Below are 16,224 nucleotides of genomic sequence, written 5' to 3'. Positions count from 1 at the left end.
GCTAATGCAAAGCATTATCAAATAAGGGCTGCCACTACCTCCACCGCCCCAAATACTCCCACCCCGGCGGCCACCGGCCAGCCCAGTGAGCGCAGGCGACGCCACACCAACAGCGTAACGCTCAGGCCAATCGCGGTGGCCAACCAAGAGACAGGGCTGGGGTTGACGGGCACTATCGAGACGCCCAACACGGCGGCAATCATCATGGGGCCCAGAATCACCAGCCATTGGGGCATGGCGTTCATTCCCGCTGCGCTACCAAGACGGCGCTGCATCCATAAAAAGGGCACCACTCGCATCAGCAGCGTGCCGAGTGCGCAGATAATGACGGCGATCCACATGGCGCTGCTCATGGGCGGCTCCTCCGTGGTTGGAACGTGACCGTATAGAAGCACAGCGCGCCGCAGGCGGCTGCGAGAGGAATGGCCACGTTGCTCCATCCGGCCAAGTTCAACCCTAGCGCGGCAAGAATGGTACACAGCATGGCGGCAGCCCAGCGCTTGTCGGTAAAGCGCGGTGCCACCATGGTGAGAAACAGCGCGGGGAGGGCGAAGGGCATAATCTCACCCAGTAGCGGCCAGCGGGCGGTGACCGCCTCGCCGCCGGTCGCACCCACCGCCGTGCCGATAATCCACACTCCCCACGCCAGCAGCGAGGCGCCTACAAACCAGCTAAACCGTTTTACTTCCGGTAGCTGGGGGAGCCGTGTGAGCGCCAAAGCAAAGACTTGATCGGTCAGGCCGTGCATCAGCCAAGGCCAGTGGCGGCTTCGGGGCAGCAGCGCGGCCAAATTGGGGCCGTACACCACGTGGCGCACGTTGATGAGTAGCGTCATGGCCACCACCAGCCATAGCGGCGCACCAGCGGCAATCATGCCCACGAACAGAAACTGCGAGGCACCCGCGTAGATCAGCGCTGAAATGGCGGCCGCTTCCCAAGTGGTAAAACCGGCCTGGGTCGCGACCAAACCAAACGAGAGCGCGACCGGAATATAGCCGCCTAACAACGGAATTGCTTCACGCACGCCCTGTAAGGCAGAGCGCAGCGGTGAGTGGTTGGCGTGCACCGTGTGATCGGCTGGCTGGCTCATGGTGGGGTCCCTTCTTGGCCGTAGGTGACGGTGAGTAGCAGGGTGGCTTCATCGGTGTGCGTACGGTACAGGTGCGGCTGGTCGGCCTGAAAGGTGATGCTTTCGCCAGGGGTGAGCGTGGTGGTCGCACCCTCTGGGCCTACTTCTAACCATCCGCTAATGAGCGTCAGCGTTTCCCGCGTGCCCAGGGTATGGGCCTCGGCGTGGCGCAGCGTATTGGGCGCGCAGCGCATCCAGTAGGCATCCACCTGTGGCACGCCTTTGCCCTGGTCAATCAGCTGCACCTGCACGCCATCCTCGCCGAGCGGCACGCTAATCGGTGCAACTAGGGTGCCAAACGGAACGTTGAGTTGGACGGCCAGCCGCCAGATCGTGTCGAGCGTGGGGTTACCGTTGCCCTGTTCTAAGCGGCATAGGTTGGATTTCGCGATGCCCGCCGCGTTGGCAAGTTGCGAGAGCGATAAATCCTGCGCTTTACGAAGCGCTTGGAGGTGTTGGCCTAGCGTAACAAGAGAGTGCTCATCCATGGTGATTGCCCGTTGTTCCTTTTATAGAGCGTTCTATATAAGGAACAGCGGGCTGTCAATCGACAAGCAATAAAGAAGTGGTTAGGTGAGCTTGCGCGCTCGGCAGGCGGCGGCGGTAAACAGCACGTCGGTGGAGGAGTTGAGGGCTGTCTCCATGGAGTCTTGAACTACGCTAATCACAAAGCCAATGGCCACTGCCTGCATGGCGACTTCGGTAGGAATGCCGAACAGGCTAGCGGCCATAGGGATCAGCATTAATGAACCGCCCGCCACGCCAGAAACGCCGCAGGCCGCGAGGGCCGACACCACGCAGAGCAGCAGCGCGGTGGGGAAGTCGACGCTAATGCCCAGCGTATGCGTGGTGGCCAGGGTGATCACGGTAATCGTGATCGCCGCGCCGCACATATTGATGGTGGCACCCAGCGGAATGGAGATTGAGTAGGTGTCGGCATCCAGGTCTAAGCGGCGGCACAGCTCCAGGTTCACCGGGATATTGGCTGCCGAGCTGCGGGTGAAAAATGCCGTAATAGCGCTGCCCCGTAGGCAGGCAAACACCAGCGGGTAAGGATTTTGGCGGGTAGCCAAGTAGACCAATAGCGGGTTACTTACTAGCGCGACGAACAGCATACAGCCAACGATCACCCCCAATAGCTGGGCGTAGTTAAGCAGTGCCTGCACGCCAGACTCCGCCAGCGTACCGGCCACCAAGCCGAAAATACCCAGTGGGGCTAAGCGAATCACCAGCGTGACAATACGCGTAATGGCGGCGGATAAGTCGCTCAGCGCTTGGCGGGTAGTGTCGCTGGCTTGGCGCAGCGTTAACCCCAGGCCAATCGCCCAGGCCAGAATGGCAATAAAGTTGGCTTCCATCAGGGCAGTGACGGGGTTGGCCACCGCGTTGAGCAGCAGGTCACGCAGCACGCTAAGAATATCGCTGGGAGGGTTGCCATCAACTTGGCCTGCATCCAGCGCCAGCTCCGTAGGGAACGCAAAGCTGGCCGCCACGGCAATTAACGCGGCAATCAGCGTACCTGCGACGTAGAGTAAGAGCACCGAGCGAATATGGGTCGGCTGGCCCGCCTGATGGGCGGCAATGGCCGCCGCCACCAGCACGAAGACCAAAATAGGCGCCACGGCCTGCAGCGCGGCAATGAAAAGCTGCCCGAGAAGCGCTACATCGCTGGCTATGTCGGGTACGAGTAGGGCCAGCAGCACCCCAGCGACAATACCGATGACGATTTGAGGAATAAGCCCCAGCCGTAACAAGGGTCGAAAAACGGTGGTAGCGGTGGCAATCATTGCGTGACTCTCAGGTAGTAAAAGGGGGGAAGTGATGCGGCGGTAAGCGCCACCGCGCCTGAAAGGGGCAGCATTCTATCAGTTGAGGGCTTCTCTGGGGTGGGTGTGCCAAAAATCGGCACTCGCTGTCACAGAGATGAGCGCCAGACTATACTTCGCTTGCTGCGGGGCATCATCGCAGCGTGGCTTTAGTGCTACTTCCCGCCTATCCCAAAAAAAGAAGAAGGAACGTTTCATGCGTATGAAAGTGTTGTTTGCTGCACTGCTGATGCTGTGCAGCTCGTCGCTCGTCATGGCGGCCGACTACTACGTCGATATCACCAACCGTGCTGGCTACACCATTTACTATATGTACGTGAGCCCGGCGGATTCGAAAAGTTGGGAGGAGGACGTGCTGGGCAGCGACGTGTTGATGAATGGGGATACCCAGCGCGTGACGCTAACGGGGTATAAAAGTCCCTTATTCGATATTCGCTTGGTCGACGAGGACGATGACAGCTATACCTTCTGGAACGTCGATGTTTCTACCCAAGATATCGTGGTGACGCTGGATAATCTGGACTAATAACGGGCAAGCGGCTTGCAACCCATTGGGAAGCAAGTGTTTTGCTATCAGCATGTTCTGCGTGCTTATTGCGCTACAGATTAAGCACTGGAATCACTGAAAACAAAGCCAAGCAAACTCATCTACGAAGACTAATCGACAATAATTATTTCGACTAAAGTGGTTAGACTTTGGTTGTAATTGCCGCCAATTTACTGGACTAATGGCCTATTGCAGTGAATAAAGGGCACCCTAAAAGCCAGCGGCGCTGGCAAAAAATGCCATAGGGACAGCTAAGTCCTGAACCCTTTCGTTCACCCTGACTGCGAGCGGTACTTCCATAATGCGCAGAACTGCCACGATGACGCTGTGGGATCAGCTTTGGCACTCCCACGACCAAGTTAAAAATCTCCTGATGTGTGCGTTGCCGACCTCAAGTGCTGGAGGCTCCTCATCCCGAAGTGACTCCCATAAGACCCAGGGCAGCGGCGGCCATTCGCCCCGTCCGCCCGTGTATAGTACGGCACAGAAAATCGGCTTGGTGCTGGGCCCTTTGCTGTTTGCTTTGGTCGTGATGTTTTTCCACCCCGCCGGCTTGAGCTTCGAAGGGCGCATGGTGCTGGCAACTACTTTATGGGTGGCGGTGTGGTGGATTACCGAGGCCATTCCTATCCCGGTGACGTCACTGCTGCCCATTATTCTGCTGCCGATTACCGGAGTGCTGGAGAGCAGTGCCGTAACGGCGGCGTACGGTAACCCGATTATTTTCCTGTTCCTGGGCGGCTTTATGATCGCCTTGGCAATGGAGAAGTGGGATCTGCACAAGCGCATCGCGCTGTCGATTATCTCCTTGCTAGGCACCAGCATTAACAGCATCGTGTTTGGCTTTATGGCGGCCACGGGCTTCTTGTCCATGTGGGTATCCAATACCGCTGCCGTCATGATGATGCTGCCCATTGGTACCGCCATTGTCTACCAGGTGACCCAGGAGCTGAACAAAACCGAAGGAGATCACAGCGACGAGATTGATAAGTTCAGTAAGTCGCTGATTTTTGGCGTGGGCTACGGGGGCACCATTGGCGGTTTGGGCACGCTCATTGGCACGCCGCCGAACATTATCCTGGCGGCGATCGTGAACGAGCTGTTCGGTGTCGAGATTTCGTTCGCGGGCTGGCTGATGTTTGCCTTCCCGGTGGTAGTGACGCTGCTGGTGATTGGCTGGGTGATGCTCACACGCTTCATTTATCCGATCAAGCTCGCCAAATTGCCGGGCGGCCGAGCGCTGATCCGCAAAGAGAAAGAAGCGCTGGGTAGGATCACCTTCGAAGAGAAGGCGGTGCTCGGTGTGTTCCTGTTTGCCGCGTTTTTCTGGATTACCCGCTCGTTCCTATGGCAGGGGCAGATCCTGACGATCCCCGGCATTAACGACACCATGATTGCGATTACCGCTGCCGTGGCGCTGTTTCTCATTCCTTCTCCCAACAAAGGCGGCTGCCTGCTGGGGTGGGATGTGGCCAAAGACGTACCGTGGGGTATCTTGCTGCTGTTCGGCGGTGGCTTGGCGATTGCGGCGGGCTTTGGCTCGTCGGGTCTGGCTTCCTGGATTGGCGGCCAAATGAGCGTGCTGGAAAGCGTCAACTTCCTGCTGGTGATTCTGCTGGCGACCGGCATGGTACTGTTCCTGACCGAAATCACCTCCAACACAGCCACGGCCACCATGATCCTGCCGGTATTGGCGTCGCTGGCGCTGGCGCTTGATATTCATCCGTTCGTGCTGATGGTGCCAGCGGCCATGGCGGCCAACTGCGCCTTCATGCTACCGGTAGGCACCCCACCCAATGCGATCATCTTCTCCACGGGTAAAATCAAAATCATCGAGATGGTGCGCAACGGTTTCTGGCTCAACATCATTGCGATGCTGTTGATCGTGGCCGCGGTCTACTTCCTGCTGCCGATGCTGTGGGGCGTGGATCTCACCACCTACCCGGATGCGTTTAGAGACTAACCCGCGACGTGTTCCGCATTAATCGCCCCGACTCGTGCGGGGCTTTTTCATGGGTGAAACGCAGGCGCGGTTGCTATGATGACCGCACACTTTTTTCATCGAGCCTGTCATGCGATTACTTCATACCGCCGATTGGCATTTAGGGCGGCTATTTCACAACCTTTCCCTGCTGGATGACCAGCGTCATGTGTTGCAGCAGTTGCTGGAGATCATCGACCGCGAGCAGGTGGATGCCGTGCTGGTCGCGGGCGATATTTACGACCGCTCGGTGCCACCCGCTGCGGCGGTCACGCTGCTGGATGAGATCTTAGGCGAGCTGTGCGAGAAGCGCGGCCTGCCGGTCGTGATGATTTCCGGTAACCACGATGGCGCTGAGCGGCTGGGGTTTGGCGCCCGCCACCTGCGCCAGGCCGGGTTGCATATTCTCACCGACCTAGCCACCTGCGACCAGCCGGTCACGCTTACGATTGGCGATGACACGGTGGATGTGTTCGGCATCCCCTACGCGGACCCAGAGTACGTGCGCAGCGCGTTTGGCGTGGACGTACGCGACTTCGATAGCGCCCACCGCTACCTGCTGGAGCGCATTGAGGAACAGCGCCAGCCGGGCCGCCCGACGCTACTGGTGAGCCACTGCTTTGTCGATGGCGGCACCGCCAGCGACTCCGAGCGCCCGCTCACCCTAGGCGGTGCCGAAAGCGTGGCGTGGGAACCCATGCAGAGTTTCGACTACGTGGCGTTGGGCCACCTTCACGGCCCCCAGATTCGCGGTGGGGAGCACATTCGCTATAGCGGCTCGCTGCTGAAGTACAGCTTTTCCGAAGCCACCCAGCGCAAAGGCGTCACCCTTGTTGAGGTGGGCAGCGAAGGTGTCACTCAAATAGCCCACCATCCGCTGCTGCCCCGCCGGGATGTCCGCGTGCTGGAAGGTGAGCTGGCTCAGCTGCTGGCCCAAGGGGCCGCTGACCCCCACGCCGATGACTATCTGCTGGTGCGCCTCACCGACCGCCACGCCATTCTCGACCCCATAGGCAAACTGCGGGCGGTGTACCCCAACGTGCTGCACCTGGAAAAGCCCGGCATGCTGGAAGCAAAAGGCCGCCAACAGCTAGACCGCGAGCGGCTCGCGTTCAGCGCGCTGGATATGTTCAGCGACTTCTTCACTCAAACCAGCGGCGAACCAATGAGCGACGAGCAGGCCCACGCTATGAGCGAGCTGATCACCACCCTCAGCCGTGAGCAGGAGGGCCAAGCATGACGCCGTTGAGCCTCACCATGCAGGCCTTTGGCCCCTTTGCGGGTAGCGAGACCATCGACTTCACCGCGCTGGGTAGAAGCCCGCTGTTTCTGATCAATGGCCCCACCGGGGCGGGTAAAAGCTCGATCCTCGATGCGATGTGTTTTGCCTTATACGGCCAAACCACCGGCAACGAGCGCGATGCTGGCCAAATGCGCTGCGATCAGGCGCCCGCGACCCTGCTGACCGACGTGACGCTGACATTCCGTCTGCGGGATGTCACCTATCGGGTGCGCCGAGTCCCGCAGCAGGAGCGTCCCAAAGCCAGCGGCGAAGGCACGACCACGCAAGCGGCGGAGGCTCAGCTATGGCGACTCACTCCAGAAGGCGAGGAGGACGAGTGCCTAGTGGCGCGTAAGGTCACCGACGCCACGGCGGAGCTGCAAGCGCTAATAGGCCTAGACGCCAATCAGTTTCGTCAGGTGATGGTGCTCCCCCAGGGTAAGTTCCGCGAACTGCTGCTGGCAGGCTCCAAAGAGCGCGAAGTCATTTTTTCCCAGCTGTTTCAAACCCAGGTGTTCCAGCGTATTGAAGAGCGCCTGCGCACTCAGGCTAATCAAATCGAGCGGGCGGTGAGCGATCATCGCCAGCATATCAATGGCATTCTTGCCGGGGGGGAGCTTGAGAGCGAAGCCGCGTTGGCGCAAGAGCTGGAAGCGCTGGTGCCACAGGTAGGCCAAGCGCGGGAAGGCTTTGAAACCGCGCAGCGAAAGCGCCGACTTGCCGAACAGCAGCGCGATGAGGCCCTGGCGCTACAGCGCCAATTTGAAGCGCGGGACGCGCTGGCAGCCGATAAAGCCCGTCATCTTGAGCAGCGCGCTGAGGTAGACAATAGCCAAGCGCGGTTAGCGCAGAGTACCCATGCCCAGGCGCTGCGCCCCCAGAAAGCCGCTCTAGACCAAGCGCAGCAGGCGTTGGCTACCGCCCACGATGAGCAGCGCCAAGCAAACGCCGCGTTAATCACGCGGCACTCTCACGCTGAACAGGCACAGCAGGCGCTAGAGACGGCACGCCAGCAGCAGGCGGAGCTCCCCGTAATGAGGGAGCGGCACCGCCAGCTGGGCGAGTTTATCCAGAAAAGCCAGCAGCTCAGTGAACTGCAGGAGCACTTTCAAACAGCTCAGGCTGTTTGGCAACAGGCCGATGAGGCGCTTAAGCGCGATGAGCAGCAGCTAGATGGCATTCGCCAGCAAGGCGAAGCCATCGGCGTTCACCTGGAACGCTTGCAGAGTGAGTTTCAGCAACTGGCGAGCGCCCCCGCTGAGCTAACCCGCCATCACCACCTGCTAGCCCTGCGCCAAGAGCTGGATGAACTCACCCAGCGGCACCAGGCATTAACCACGCAACAGCTGCAGGCTAAAAACGCGCTCAGCCACCAGCAAGGCGAGACCAAGCGTGCCGAACGCTACGCCACTGAGCAGGAGATGCGCTGGCACCATGGCCAGGCCGCGCTGTTAGCGCGGACCCTTGAGCAGGATGCCCCCTGCCCGGTGTGTGGCAGCCTGGAACATCCCGCCCCAGCGATAAATCGCGCTGAGTTGGTCACCCAGGCACAGGTGGAAGAGGCCAGAGCAGCGCAGGAACAGGCCCGTCAAGCGCTACAACGGGCAGAGCGCCATCACCATCAGCTCACCCAACAGATCGACAGCCACACAGAGCAGGCCCAGCGACTGAATCAGCAGTTAGGGGAGTGGGTGAGTCAACCGCTGTCTGCCTTGCAAAATGCCTATGAAGACCTGCGCCGCCAGGTGCAGCGCCGAGAGCAGGTTGACGCTGAGATTCGCCAACAGACCGAATCCCGGGACGCGCTGCGACGCGAGTGGGGCACGCTGGATAAACAGCTAAAAGCCCAGCGGCCTGAGGTGGAAAAGGCGAAAGAGCACGCGCTTCGCTTAGAGAGTCAGCGCGACCAGCTGAGCCAATCGCTGCCAGAAGACGCCCGTTATCCCGAAGCAATGCGCCAAACCCTGGCCGAGCTGGAGCAGCACATCGCCCAGCTTGAAAAAGCCTGGGAGAGTGCCCAGCAAGCGCTTTCGACTAGCCAGACCCAACTGGCGCGGGCGGAAGAGCAGCTGCGCGGGGCGAACGAGCGGGTCGAGCGTAGCGAGCAGTCGCTTCAGCAGGCTCACGCCGAGTGGCAGGCCGCGCTGCAGGCTAGCCCCTTTGCTGATGAGGCGGAATATCAGGCTGCCCAACTGAATGATGCCCAGCGGCACGAGCTGACGCATCGGGTAGAGGCGTATCAACGCCGCTTGGCCGAGCTTGAGGGCGCGCTAGAGAATTACCAAACCCAGCTGGCGGAAAAAATACCGCCGGATCTTGCCGCACTGACTGCCCAGGCTGAAAGTGCACAGGCTCAAGAAAACAGCCAGCTAGAGGCGTGGCGGCAACTGGATGGGCGATTAACCACGCTGCAAAACATTCACCAAAAGCTGACGGCTGCCCACGCCTCCCAGGCGGAGCTGGAAGCCCAATACCAGCTGTGGGGCACGCTGAGCGACGTCGCCAATGGCCGCACCGGCCATCGCATTAGCCTGCAGCGCTTCGTACTGGGCGTGCTGCTGGATGATGTGTTGATTCAAGCGTCTGAGCGTTTGGTGCGCATGAGCCGTGGGCGATACCAGTTGGTGCGCCGGGAAGACCCCTCTAAAGGCAATAAAGCGTCTGGCCTTGAGCTGGACGTGGCTGATACCTACACCGGCAAAAATCGCCCGGTGGCCACGCTCTCTGGTGGGGAGTCGTTTATGGCGGCGCTGTCGCTGGCGCTGGGGCTTTCCGATGTGGTGCAGGCCTACGCGGGCGGTATTCAGCTCGATACGCTATTCATAGATGAAGGCTTTGGCAGCCTGGACCAAGACGCCCTGGACCAAGCCATTGCCATGCTGAGCGAGCTGCAAATGAGTGGCCGCATGATTGGGATTATTTCCCACGTCAGCGAACTCAAAGAGCAGATGCCGGTTCGTATTGAGGTGAGCGCTAGCCGTCATGGCAGTTCGGTCGAGGTGAAAGGGGCGCTGAGCTAAGTGCTAGCGCAAGGTTAATTCATGCTGCATTCATGTAGCATGCGCTATAACAAGGGTTAAACGACTCGCGTTCGACCCGTCGAATGAATGTCTATTGAGGAGTGCGAGGATGAATGCAAGCAAAATTCTGCAGCAGCTGATGAGCCAGGCCAGTGGTAGCAAAGGCAGCAGCGGCGGCATGGATGTCAAAGGCGTGATTGATGGGCTCTCCCGCCATTTAGGCGGTAATAGCAGCCAAGGTACGCGTCAAAGCAGCGGTTCCAGCGGTTTTGATGTGAAAAGCCTGCTGGGCGGCGGTGCCCTGGGCATCCTGGTGGGCTCGAAGCGTGGCCGCAGTATGGGCGGTAAAGCGCTCAAGTATGGTGCCATTGCGGGAGTCGGCGTACTGGCGTGGAAAGCGTGGCAAAGCTCTCAGGAAAAGAAAGGAGCTGCGACCCAATCCTCTTCAGAAGGCGAACGTGTAGAGGTGTTAAGCGGCGAGGTTCAAGAGCGCCGCAGCCTGGAACTGCTGCAGGCGATGATTATGGCCGCACGGGCCGATGGTCATATCGATGAGCAGGAGCAGGCGCTGATCACCGATCAGATCGATGCCCTCGGCGCGGATGAGGAGATGCACCGCTGGGTCGAACAGCAGCTAAAAGCCCCGCTGGACGCCCAGGCATTGGCCCGTGAAGCGGACTCCCCCCAGGCCGCTCGCGAAATGTATTTGATCAGCGTCGCCGTGATCGACGGCCAAAACCCCATGGAGCGCGCCTGGTTGGATCAACTCGCCAGTGCGCTAAACCTAACGCCAGAGATGGCGGCAGAGCTCGAGCGTCAGGCGCAGCAGGCTGGCTAATGCTCGATACGCTCAACTTCTGGCTAGCCACTGGCTTTGGGTTGGGGCTAGCGCCCGTTGCGCCGGGTACCTTTGGGTCACTGATTGGCTTGCCGCTGGCGTGGTGGCTCTTGGGCCGCTCAACCGGGCAGCAGGCGGTCATCATCGCGCTGATGCTGATAGCGGCCGTGCCGGTCTGTCATATTGCTGCGTGGCATTATGATGGCCTGGACCATGGCAGCATCGTTGCCGATGAGTACGTCGCTTTTCCGCTCGCGGTGCTAGGGCTAAAAGCCGCTCGCCATCCATTGGTTCTGGCCCTGGCGTTTGGCGTCTACCGCTTTTTTGATGCTTTAAAACCGCCGCCTATTCATTTAGCGGAGTATGTCACCGGTGGGTTGGGCATTGTGTTGGATGATGTGATTGCCGCGCTGGTAAGCTGGCTGGTGGTCGCGCTGATAGTGACGCTATGGCAGCGTTGGCAGCAGAAAATCGTCTAACGCCACTTTTAAAATACGCTACCCATAAAAACGCCGCAGGTCATAAACGACACTGCGGCGTTTTTATGGATTAGCCCATCGTAAGCCGATGGGCTTGGCGATGTTAGCTTTGCACCACAATCACCGATTTAATGTTGACGAACTCGTGCATACCAAAGCCGCCGTGCTCACGGCCGTAGCCGGAATCTTTCACGCCGCCAAACGGCATTTCAGGCGTTGCCACACCAAATCCGTTGATAAACACCATGCCGGTATCGAAATACTTGCTGGCAAGCTCGGTGGCGCGCTTCACGTCTTTGGAGATGATGCCGCCGCCCAAGCCGTAGCGGCTGTCGTTGGCGATGCGCATGGCGTCTTCATCATCTTTGGCACGAATCAACGCGGCAACCGGGCCAAACAGCTCGTCGTCATAGGCAGGCTGGCCGGGGGTGACGTTATCCAGCACGGTGACCGGGTAGAATGCCCCTTTACCTTCTGGTTTTTCGCCGCCGCAGAGGATTTTTGCGCCTTTACGCACGCTCTCTTCCACCTGTTTGTGAAGGCCGTCACGAAGATCGACACGGGCCATCGGGCCTAGGTCGCTATCTTCTTTGGTCGGGTCGCCCGCTTTTAAGTCCTTCATGCGTGCCACGTAGCGCTCTTTAAACGCTTCGTAGTTCTTTTCGGTGACCACAAAGCGTTTTGCCGCTACGCAGGTTTGGCCGCCGTTAAACACGCGGCCAGTGACGCAGGTATCCACCGCCACGTCCAGGTCGGCATCGTCCAGCACCAAGTAGGCATCGTTGGAGCCTAGCTCTAGTACGGTCTTTTTCAGATGCTCGGCGGCTTTGGCGGCCACTTTGCGGCCAGCGCCGTCGCTGCCGGTCAGGGTCACACCACGCACGGCTTTATGGGCGATGATGGTGTCGGATACATCGTGTGAAATCACCAGCGTGCGGAAAACGTTTTCCGGAAGGCCCGCTTCGCGGTAGATTTTTTCAAGCAGCAGGCCGCTGCCCGTCACGTTTTCAGCGTGTTTTAGCAGCACGCTGTTGCCCGCCATAATATTGGCGATGGAGTAACGCACCACTTGGTAAGCAGGGAAGTTCCACGGCTGAATGCCGTAAATCACGCCCATGGGGGAGTAGGTAACAATACCGCGCTCGCCGTTGCCGGGTTTGCGCTCTTCATCGGCCAGCTTGGTGGGGCCATGTTCGGCGGTGTAGTCACAAATGCCGACGCAGAGATCCACTTCCCCGCGCGCTTGCGAGGGCAGCTTACCCATCTCTTTGACCATCAGGTCGGTAAGCTCTTCTTTATGTGCGTTCATGGCTTCGCCAATCGCTTTCACCACCTTGGCACGGTGCTCTAGCGGCTTGAGCCGCCAATCTAAAAACGCCTCATGACTGGCCTCGACTATCTGCTTGGCCTGGCTTTCATCCATCAGCGTGTAGGTCTCAAGCGTTTCGCCGGTGGTCGGGTTCACTGTCGTAATGGTGTTGCTCATAAGATCTCCTATCTTTAGATCAACGTGTGGGTCATGACGTCCAGCTTCTGGGCGTTTAATCGACCAGTCTATTTCTAATGCAAATCCACTCTAGTACAAACTGAGTGCCTCTGCATAATAAAGGTACTTACTTTCGGGCATTGATTTAATCAATCAGTTCCTTCGATTTCTCATTGAATTTTTATAAGTTTATTTTGTTTCCCCGAGGTATAAGGTGATGCTAAAAATATTCGGCGTAATCAATAGTTTTAGCTACGCATGCGGGCCGCTTTGGTAATGGCGCGGGCACACTCCATTAACGAGGGCGCGAGCTGTTCCAGGGCGCGGTCGAGGGTCCACCGGCTGCTAGGGGTGGTGATGTGCACGGCAGCGACGGGAGTACCCGCAGCGTTGCGTATCGGCGCGGCAATGTTGATATCGCCGAGAAAGTATTCGGCGTCGTTCCAGGCGACTCCGCGTGAGCGGCATTCGCGGATCAGCTCGCTAAGGGTGTCGATATTATTAACCCGGCAATAAAATAGCTATGATGCGGCGTATTGGATTGACGGGGCTTTGAAGTATTTCGCGACTCGCATCGGGAGCTTCTGAAGCTTCCGAAGGTGAGACATCGCCTTCCTCTTTAACTGGTCTCTGCTGCGTGCCGGAGTACCGCTATGGTTACGCTGATGAATTAAGTCATCAAAATGTCGCTATTCGATGATTTTTTGCATCCCATATACCTGCATGATTTTATCTTTAATTTTTTTATCAATTAAATCATACAGTTGTTAATTTTTCTTGGTTGGCATGGCGTTTGCTAGGTAAAAAGTGGCCAGCGTTATTCTCGGTTTGATAATCGAGCTGGTAAAGCAACCAATAAAAGTTAACAGGAAGCGCCATATGCAGTTAAGTAGCTTTAATCGAGTGAGTAGCTTTAAAAGCGCCGGTAAGCTGATTACCGGCCATGGGGCCGCACAGCAGTTGCAGCTTTATGTTCAATCGTTGGGTATGCAGCGGCCCTTAATCGTTACCGATAGCGGCGTGGTGGCTTCAGGCACGCTGGATATGATTACTGAGCAGCTCACGGCACTAAAGGTGACCTATGAGGTGTTTGATCAGGTAACGCCCGAGCCGGAAGTAGAAATAGTCGAAATGTGCACCCGTGCTTTCAATGCTGGCAAGCACGACAGCGTCATCGCTGTAGGCGGCGGGAGTGCCATGGACATCGCTAAGTGTGTAGCGGTATATGCGCACTACGAAGGTCCGCTGGAGGCGTTGTTTGGCGAGAACAAGGTTGACCAACGCACAATACCTTTGATCGCCATGCCCACCACGGCGGGCACCGGTTCTGAAGTGACCAATATCGCGATTCTGTCGGATAAAGCCCAACAGATGAAAAAGGGCATCGTCAGTGACTGCTTATTACCGGATGTCGCGATTGTCGCCCCTGAGCTTACGTTGAGTTGCCCACGTTCTGTGACAGCGGCCAGCGGGGTGGATGCGTTAGTCCATGCAGTGGAGGCGTATCTATCTAACTTTGCCACGCCGATTACCGATGCACTGGCGGTTAAGGCAATGAACCTCATTGTGCATTCGCTCCCCAAGGCGTTTGCCAATCCCAACAATCTCCAGGCCCGTGAAGATATGGCCACCGGTAGCCTGCTGGCAGGCCTTGCCTTTGGTAATGCTGGCGTGGGCGCAGTCCATGCGTTGGCGTATCCGTTAGGTGGGCGCTACCACTTGGCCCATGGGGTGACGAATGCGCTTTTACTGCCCTTCGTCATGGAGTGGAACAAGCTGGCCTGCGTCGAGCGCTTTCGCGGCATTGCGGTGGCCTTTGATGAACCCGTGGCTGGGCTTTCGGATGATGCTGTCGCCCAAGCGGTTATCCAGCGCATGCATAAGCTGTGTGCTGATGTGGAGATTCCTTCCGGTTTACGCTCGTTTGATATTCCTGAATCCGCCATTCCTGAGTTGGCCGCCGAGGCCATTAAGGTGGAACGTTTGCTGCGTAATAACCCGCGGGTATTAACGCTTGCGGATGTTGAGGCGATTTACCACGCCGCTTATTAATTCGTCGCTAATTAAAACGCTATAACGACAAAACGTTTATTAAAAATACTAACAACTTTAAACAGGAGTCCATGCCATGAGCGCTTGGAAGCAACGCGTTGACGGTGAAGAAAGCCCGTACACACCATTAGGACCGTTTAAGCTACGCCTGCCGTTTTACCATTATCGTTTTGAACTGCCCGATTACCTGCAAGGGCTTTTGATGTGCGCGGTGGATCTTGCCGCGATCCCATTGATGATGCAGCTACTGGGCATGCCGTTTGAAGCGGCGTTGGCCATCGTCATTTTAAATGGCTTGCTTTATTTGCTGCATCACCTGTTGGGTGACCCTGTCATTCCAGGGTGGATCACACCTGCTATTCCGCTGTTGATGGCTTATGTGTCGACCTTTCCCGAGGGGGGAGACAGGGTGCATGCGCTGATTGCCTTTCAGATGATGTTGGGGGTACTGGCACTGGGCCTGGGGGTAACGGGTATGGCCAGTAAAGTGGTGCGGCTCATTCCTTCTGCCATCAAAGCAGGGGTCATTATGGGCGCAGGGTTAGCCGCTATTGTGGTGGTGTTTGATGAAGGCGGCCGCTTTGAACAGTACCCCTTTACTATTGCGATTGCCGTAGGTGTCGCGTTTTATCTGATTTTCTCTCGCCATTTCAACAAGCTGAAAGCGCAGGGCGGCCTGTGGGGTGCCGTGGGTAAACTGGGTATTTTCCCGATTATCGTGCTGGCGATTGTGGTGGCTCCACTGTTTGGTGAAGCGCCCTGGCCAGACGTTGAGTGGGGCTTTAGTCAGCCTGATTTCGCGCTGATGTTCAGTGAATACACGGTATTTGGCGTTGGTTTACCTCCGTTGATGATGTTTTTAACGGCCATTCCGACCGTTATTGCGGCCTACATTGTGCTATTTGGCGATGTGCTTCAAAGCAAGGCACTTTTGGAAGAAGCTGATGAGAAGCGCCAGGATGAAAAAATCGACTATAACCCTAACCGCGCTCATATGATTTTTGGTGGGCGTAACTTTGGGATGAGTATTTTTGGCCCTGATGTGGTGATGTGTGGTCCGCTCTGGGCAGCGATGCATGTGGTAACGGTTGAGCGTTACAAGCAGGGCAAAGCGGCGATGAACTCTATCTTCGGTGGTTCTGGTTCATTTCGCTGGGGGACGAATACGGGGCTGTTGTTGCTGCCGATCGTGAGCTTGGTGGAGCCTATTCTAGGAATTGCGCTGGCGCTGACGCTGTTGATTCAAGGCTATGTCAGTGTGCGCATCGGCATTATGGAAGCGCGCAGCCAACGGGACTTGGGTATCGCGGGCATTATCGCGGCCATGCTGGTGATAAAGGGCGCTACCTGGGCCTTTGGGGTGGGCATTTTGCTTTGCGCGTTAATTTACGGTAAGCGCTTCTTCTCCGGTGAGGTGGATAAAACTTTCGTTAAGGATTGGGATGAGGCATCCCAGCCCGTTGAGGATCCTGAGCCGGAAGTGCCATTGCGCAAATAACAGTCTCAGCCTTTATAGTGGTTTAACCGCCAAAAGGTTGGAAAACCAGTGTTCACCGCTTAGGCGGTGGACCTGGCCTGTGAGAG

14 protein-coding genes are annotated in these 16,224 nt (G+C 57.6%); 8 read left to right on the top strand and 6 right to left on the bottom strand.

Annotation, left to right across the window (positions count from 1 at the left end; translation table 11 throughout):
* Nucleotides 1–17: 17 nt before the first annotated feature.
* The 4 genes from AC13CN_RS11875 to sstT form a co-directional block, all read right to left on the bottom strand.
* Nucleotides 18–353 (bottom strand): AzlD domain-containing protein, encoded by a 336-nt coding sequence (locus AC13CN_RS11875; RefSeq protein WP_062362171.1) that lies wholly within the window; start codon nt 351–353, stop codon nt 18–20.
* Nucleotides 350–1,090, bottom strand: a complete 741-nt coding sequence (locus AC13CN_RS11870; protein WP_062362169.1) for an AzlC family ABC transporter permease — start codon at nt 1,088–1,090, stop codon at nt 350–352. Before AC13CN_RS11870 ends, AC13CN_RS11875 begins: the two co-directional genes overlap by 4 nt.
* Nucleotides 1,087–1,617, bottom strand: coding sequence for a helix-turn-helix domain-containing protein (locus AC13CN_RS11865; RefSeq protein WP_062362166.1), 531 nt, complete (start codon nt 1,615–1,617; stop codon nt 1,087–1,089). The genes AC13CN_RS11870 and AC13CN_RS11865 overlap by 4 nt, the downstream gene beginning before the upstream one ends.
* An 81-nt stretch (nt 1,618–1,698) precedes the next feature.
* Nucleotides 1,699–2,916 carry a serine/threonine transporter SstT gene (sstT, locus tag AC13CN_RS11860; RefSeq protein WP_074210237.1) on the bottom strand — a complete coding sequence of 406 codons (1,218 nt, stop codon included), beginning with the start codon at nt 2,914–2,916 and terminating at the stop codon, nt 1,699–1,701.
* Between the two features lie 235 nt (nt 2,917–3,151).
* Between sstT and AC13CN_RS11855 the strand changes: the two genes are divergently transcribed.
* The 6 genes from AC13CN_RS11855 to AC13CN_RS11830 all read left to right on the top strand — a co-directional run bounded on the left by AC13CN_RS11855 (nt 3,152) and on the right by AC13CN_RS11830 (nt 11,102).
* Nucleotides 3,152–3,481 carry a hypothetical protein gene (locus AC13CN_RS11855; RefSeq protein WP_074210238.1) on the top strand — a complete coding sequence of 110 codons (330 nt, stop codon included), beginning with the start codon at nt 3,152–3,154 and terminating at the stop codon, nt 3,479–3,481.
* A gap of 340 nt (nt 3,482–3,821) precedes the next feature.
* Nucleotides 3,822–5,465, top strand: a complete 1,644-nt coding sequence (locus AC13CN_RS11850; protein ID WP_074210239.1) for an SLC13 family permease — start codon at nt 3,822–3,824, stop codon at nt 5,463–5,465.
* Nucleotides 5,466–5,574: 109 nt separating this feature from the next.
* Nucleotides 5,575–6,723, top strand: a complete 1,149-nt coding sequence (locus tag AC13CN_RS11845) for an exonuclease SbcCD subunit D (protein WP_062362151.1) — start codon at nt 5,575–5,577, stop codon at nt 6,721–6,723.
* Nucleotides 6,720–9,785 (top strand): AAA family ATPase, encoded by a 3,066-nt coding sequence (locus tag AC13CN_RS11840; protein WP_062362148.1) that lies wholly within the window; start codon nt 6,720–6,722, stop codon nt 9,783–9,785. The genes AC13CN_RS11845 and AC13CN_RS11840 overlap by 4 nt, the downstream gene beginning before the upstream one ends.
* 109 nt (nt 9,786–9,894) lie before the next feature.
* Complete coding sequence (locus tag AC13CN_RS11835; protein ID WP_062362145.1) at nt 9,895–10,623, top strand: tellurite resistance TerB family protein; 729 nt, start codon at nt 9,895–9,897, stop codon at nt 10,621–10,623.
* Entirely contained in the window at nt 10,623–11,102 is a 480-nt protein-coding gene (locus AC13CN_RS11830) for a phosphatidylglycerophosphatase A family protein (protein WP_062362142.1), read from the top strand. The genes AC13CN_RS11835 and AC13CN_RS11830 overlap by 1 nt, the downstream gene beginning before the upstream one ends.
* 103 nt (nt 11,103–11,205) lie before the next feature.
* Here the strand turns inward: AC13CN_RS11830 and AC13CN_RS11825 are convergent, their stop codons facing one another.
* Both AC13CN_RS11825 and AC13CN_RS11820 read right to left on the bottom strand, forming a co-directional pair.
* The gene (locus AC13CN_RS11825; RefSeq protein WP_062362138.1) at nt 11,206–12,588 is read right to left on the bottom strand and encodes an NAD-dependent succinate-semialdehyde dehydrogenase; all 1,383 of its coding nucleotides are present in this window, start codon (nt 12,586–12,588) and stop codon (nt 11,206–11,208) included.
* A gap of 248 nt (nt 12,589–12,836) precedes the next feature.
* Complete coding sequence (locus tag AC13CN_RS11820; RefSeq protein WP_083024800.1) at nt 12,837–13,085, bottom strand: IclR family transcriptional regulator domain-containing protein; 249 nt, start codon at nt 13,083–13,085, stop codon at nt 12,837–12,839.
* Between the two features lie 382 nt (nt 13,086–13,467).
* Here AC13CN_RS11820 and AC13CN_RS11815 point away from each other — a divergent pair, with 382 nt between their 5' ends.
* Nucleotides 13,468–14,640 carry an iron-containing alcohol dehydrogenase gene (locus AC13CN_RS11815; RefSeq protein ID WP_062362135.1) on the top strand — a complete coding sequence of 391 codons (1,173 nt, stop codon included), beginning with the start codon at nt 13,468–13,470 and terminating at the stop codon, nt 14,638–14,640.
* A 76-nt stretch (nt 14,641–14,716) separates the two neighbouring features.
* Entirely contained in the window at nt 14,717–16,138 is a 1,422-nt protein-coding gene (locus tag AC13CN_RS11810; RefSeq protein WP_062362131.1) for a hypothetical protein, read from the top strand.
* Nucleotides 16,139–16,224 lie beyond the last annotated feature (86 nt).

The organism is Vreelandella sp. L-25 (assembly GCF_056857535.1).
This window is presented reverse-complemented; position numbering and strand designations above follow the sequence as displayed.

Bases quoted from the DNA above. Each gene is read 5' to 3' on its own strand.
- sstT (WP_074210237.1), bottom strand. From the start codon at position 2,916: ATGATTGCCACCGCTACCACCGTTTTTCGACCCTTGTTACGGCTGGGG.
- AC13CN_RS11870 (WP_062362169.1), bottom strand. From the start codon at position 1,090: ATGAGCCAGCCAGCCGATCACACGGTGCACGCCAACCACTCACCGCTG.
- AC13CN_RS11815 (WP_062362135.1), top strand. From the start codon at position 13,468: ATGCAGTTAAGTAGCTTTAATCGAGTGAGTAGCTTTAAAAGCGCCGGT.
- AC13CN_RS11840 (WP_062362148.1), top strand. From the start codon at position 6,720: ATGACGCCGTTGAGCCTCACCATGCAGGCCTTTGGCCCCTTTGCGGGT.
- AC13CN_RS11845 (WP_062362151.1), top strand. From the start codon at position 5,575: ATGCGATTACTTCATACCGCCGATTGGCATTTAGGGCGGCTATTTCAC.
- AC13CN_RS11835 (WP_062362145.1), top strand. From the start codon at position 9,895: ATGAATGCAAGCAAAATTCTGCAGCAGCTGATGAGCCAGGCCAGTGGT.
- AC13CN_RS11830 (WP_062362142.1), top strand. From the start codon at position 10,623: ATGCTCGATACGCTCAACTTCTGGCTAGCCACTGGCTTTGGGTTGGGG.
- AC13CN_RS11855 (WP_074210238.1), top strand. From the start codon at position 3,152: ATGCGTATGAAAGTGTTGTTTGCTGCACTGCTGATGCTGTGCAGCTCG.
- AC13CN_RS11850 (WP_074210239.1), top strand. From the start codon at position 3,822: ATGACGCTGTGGGATCAGCTTTGGCACTCCCACGACCAAGTTAAAAAT.
- AC13CN_RS11810 (WP_062362131.1), top strand. From the start codon at position 14,717: ATGAGCGCTTGGAAGCAACGCGTTGACGGTGAAGAAAGCCCGTACACA.
- AC13CN_RS11865 (WP_062362166.1), bottom strand. From the start codon at position 1,617: ATGGATGAGCACTCTCTTGTTACGCTAGGCCAACACCTCCAAGCGCTT.
- AC13CN_RS11825 (WP_062362138.1), bottom strand. From the start codon at position 12,588: ATGAGCAACACCATTACGACAGTGAACCCGACCACCGGCGAAACGCTT.
- AC13CN_RS11875 (WP_062362171.1), bottom strand. From the start codon at position 353: ATGAGCAGCGCCATGTGGATCGCCGTCATTATCTGCGCACTCGGCACG.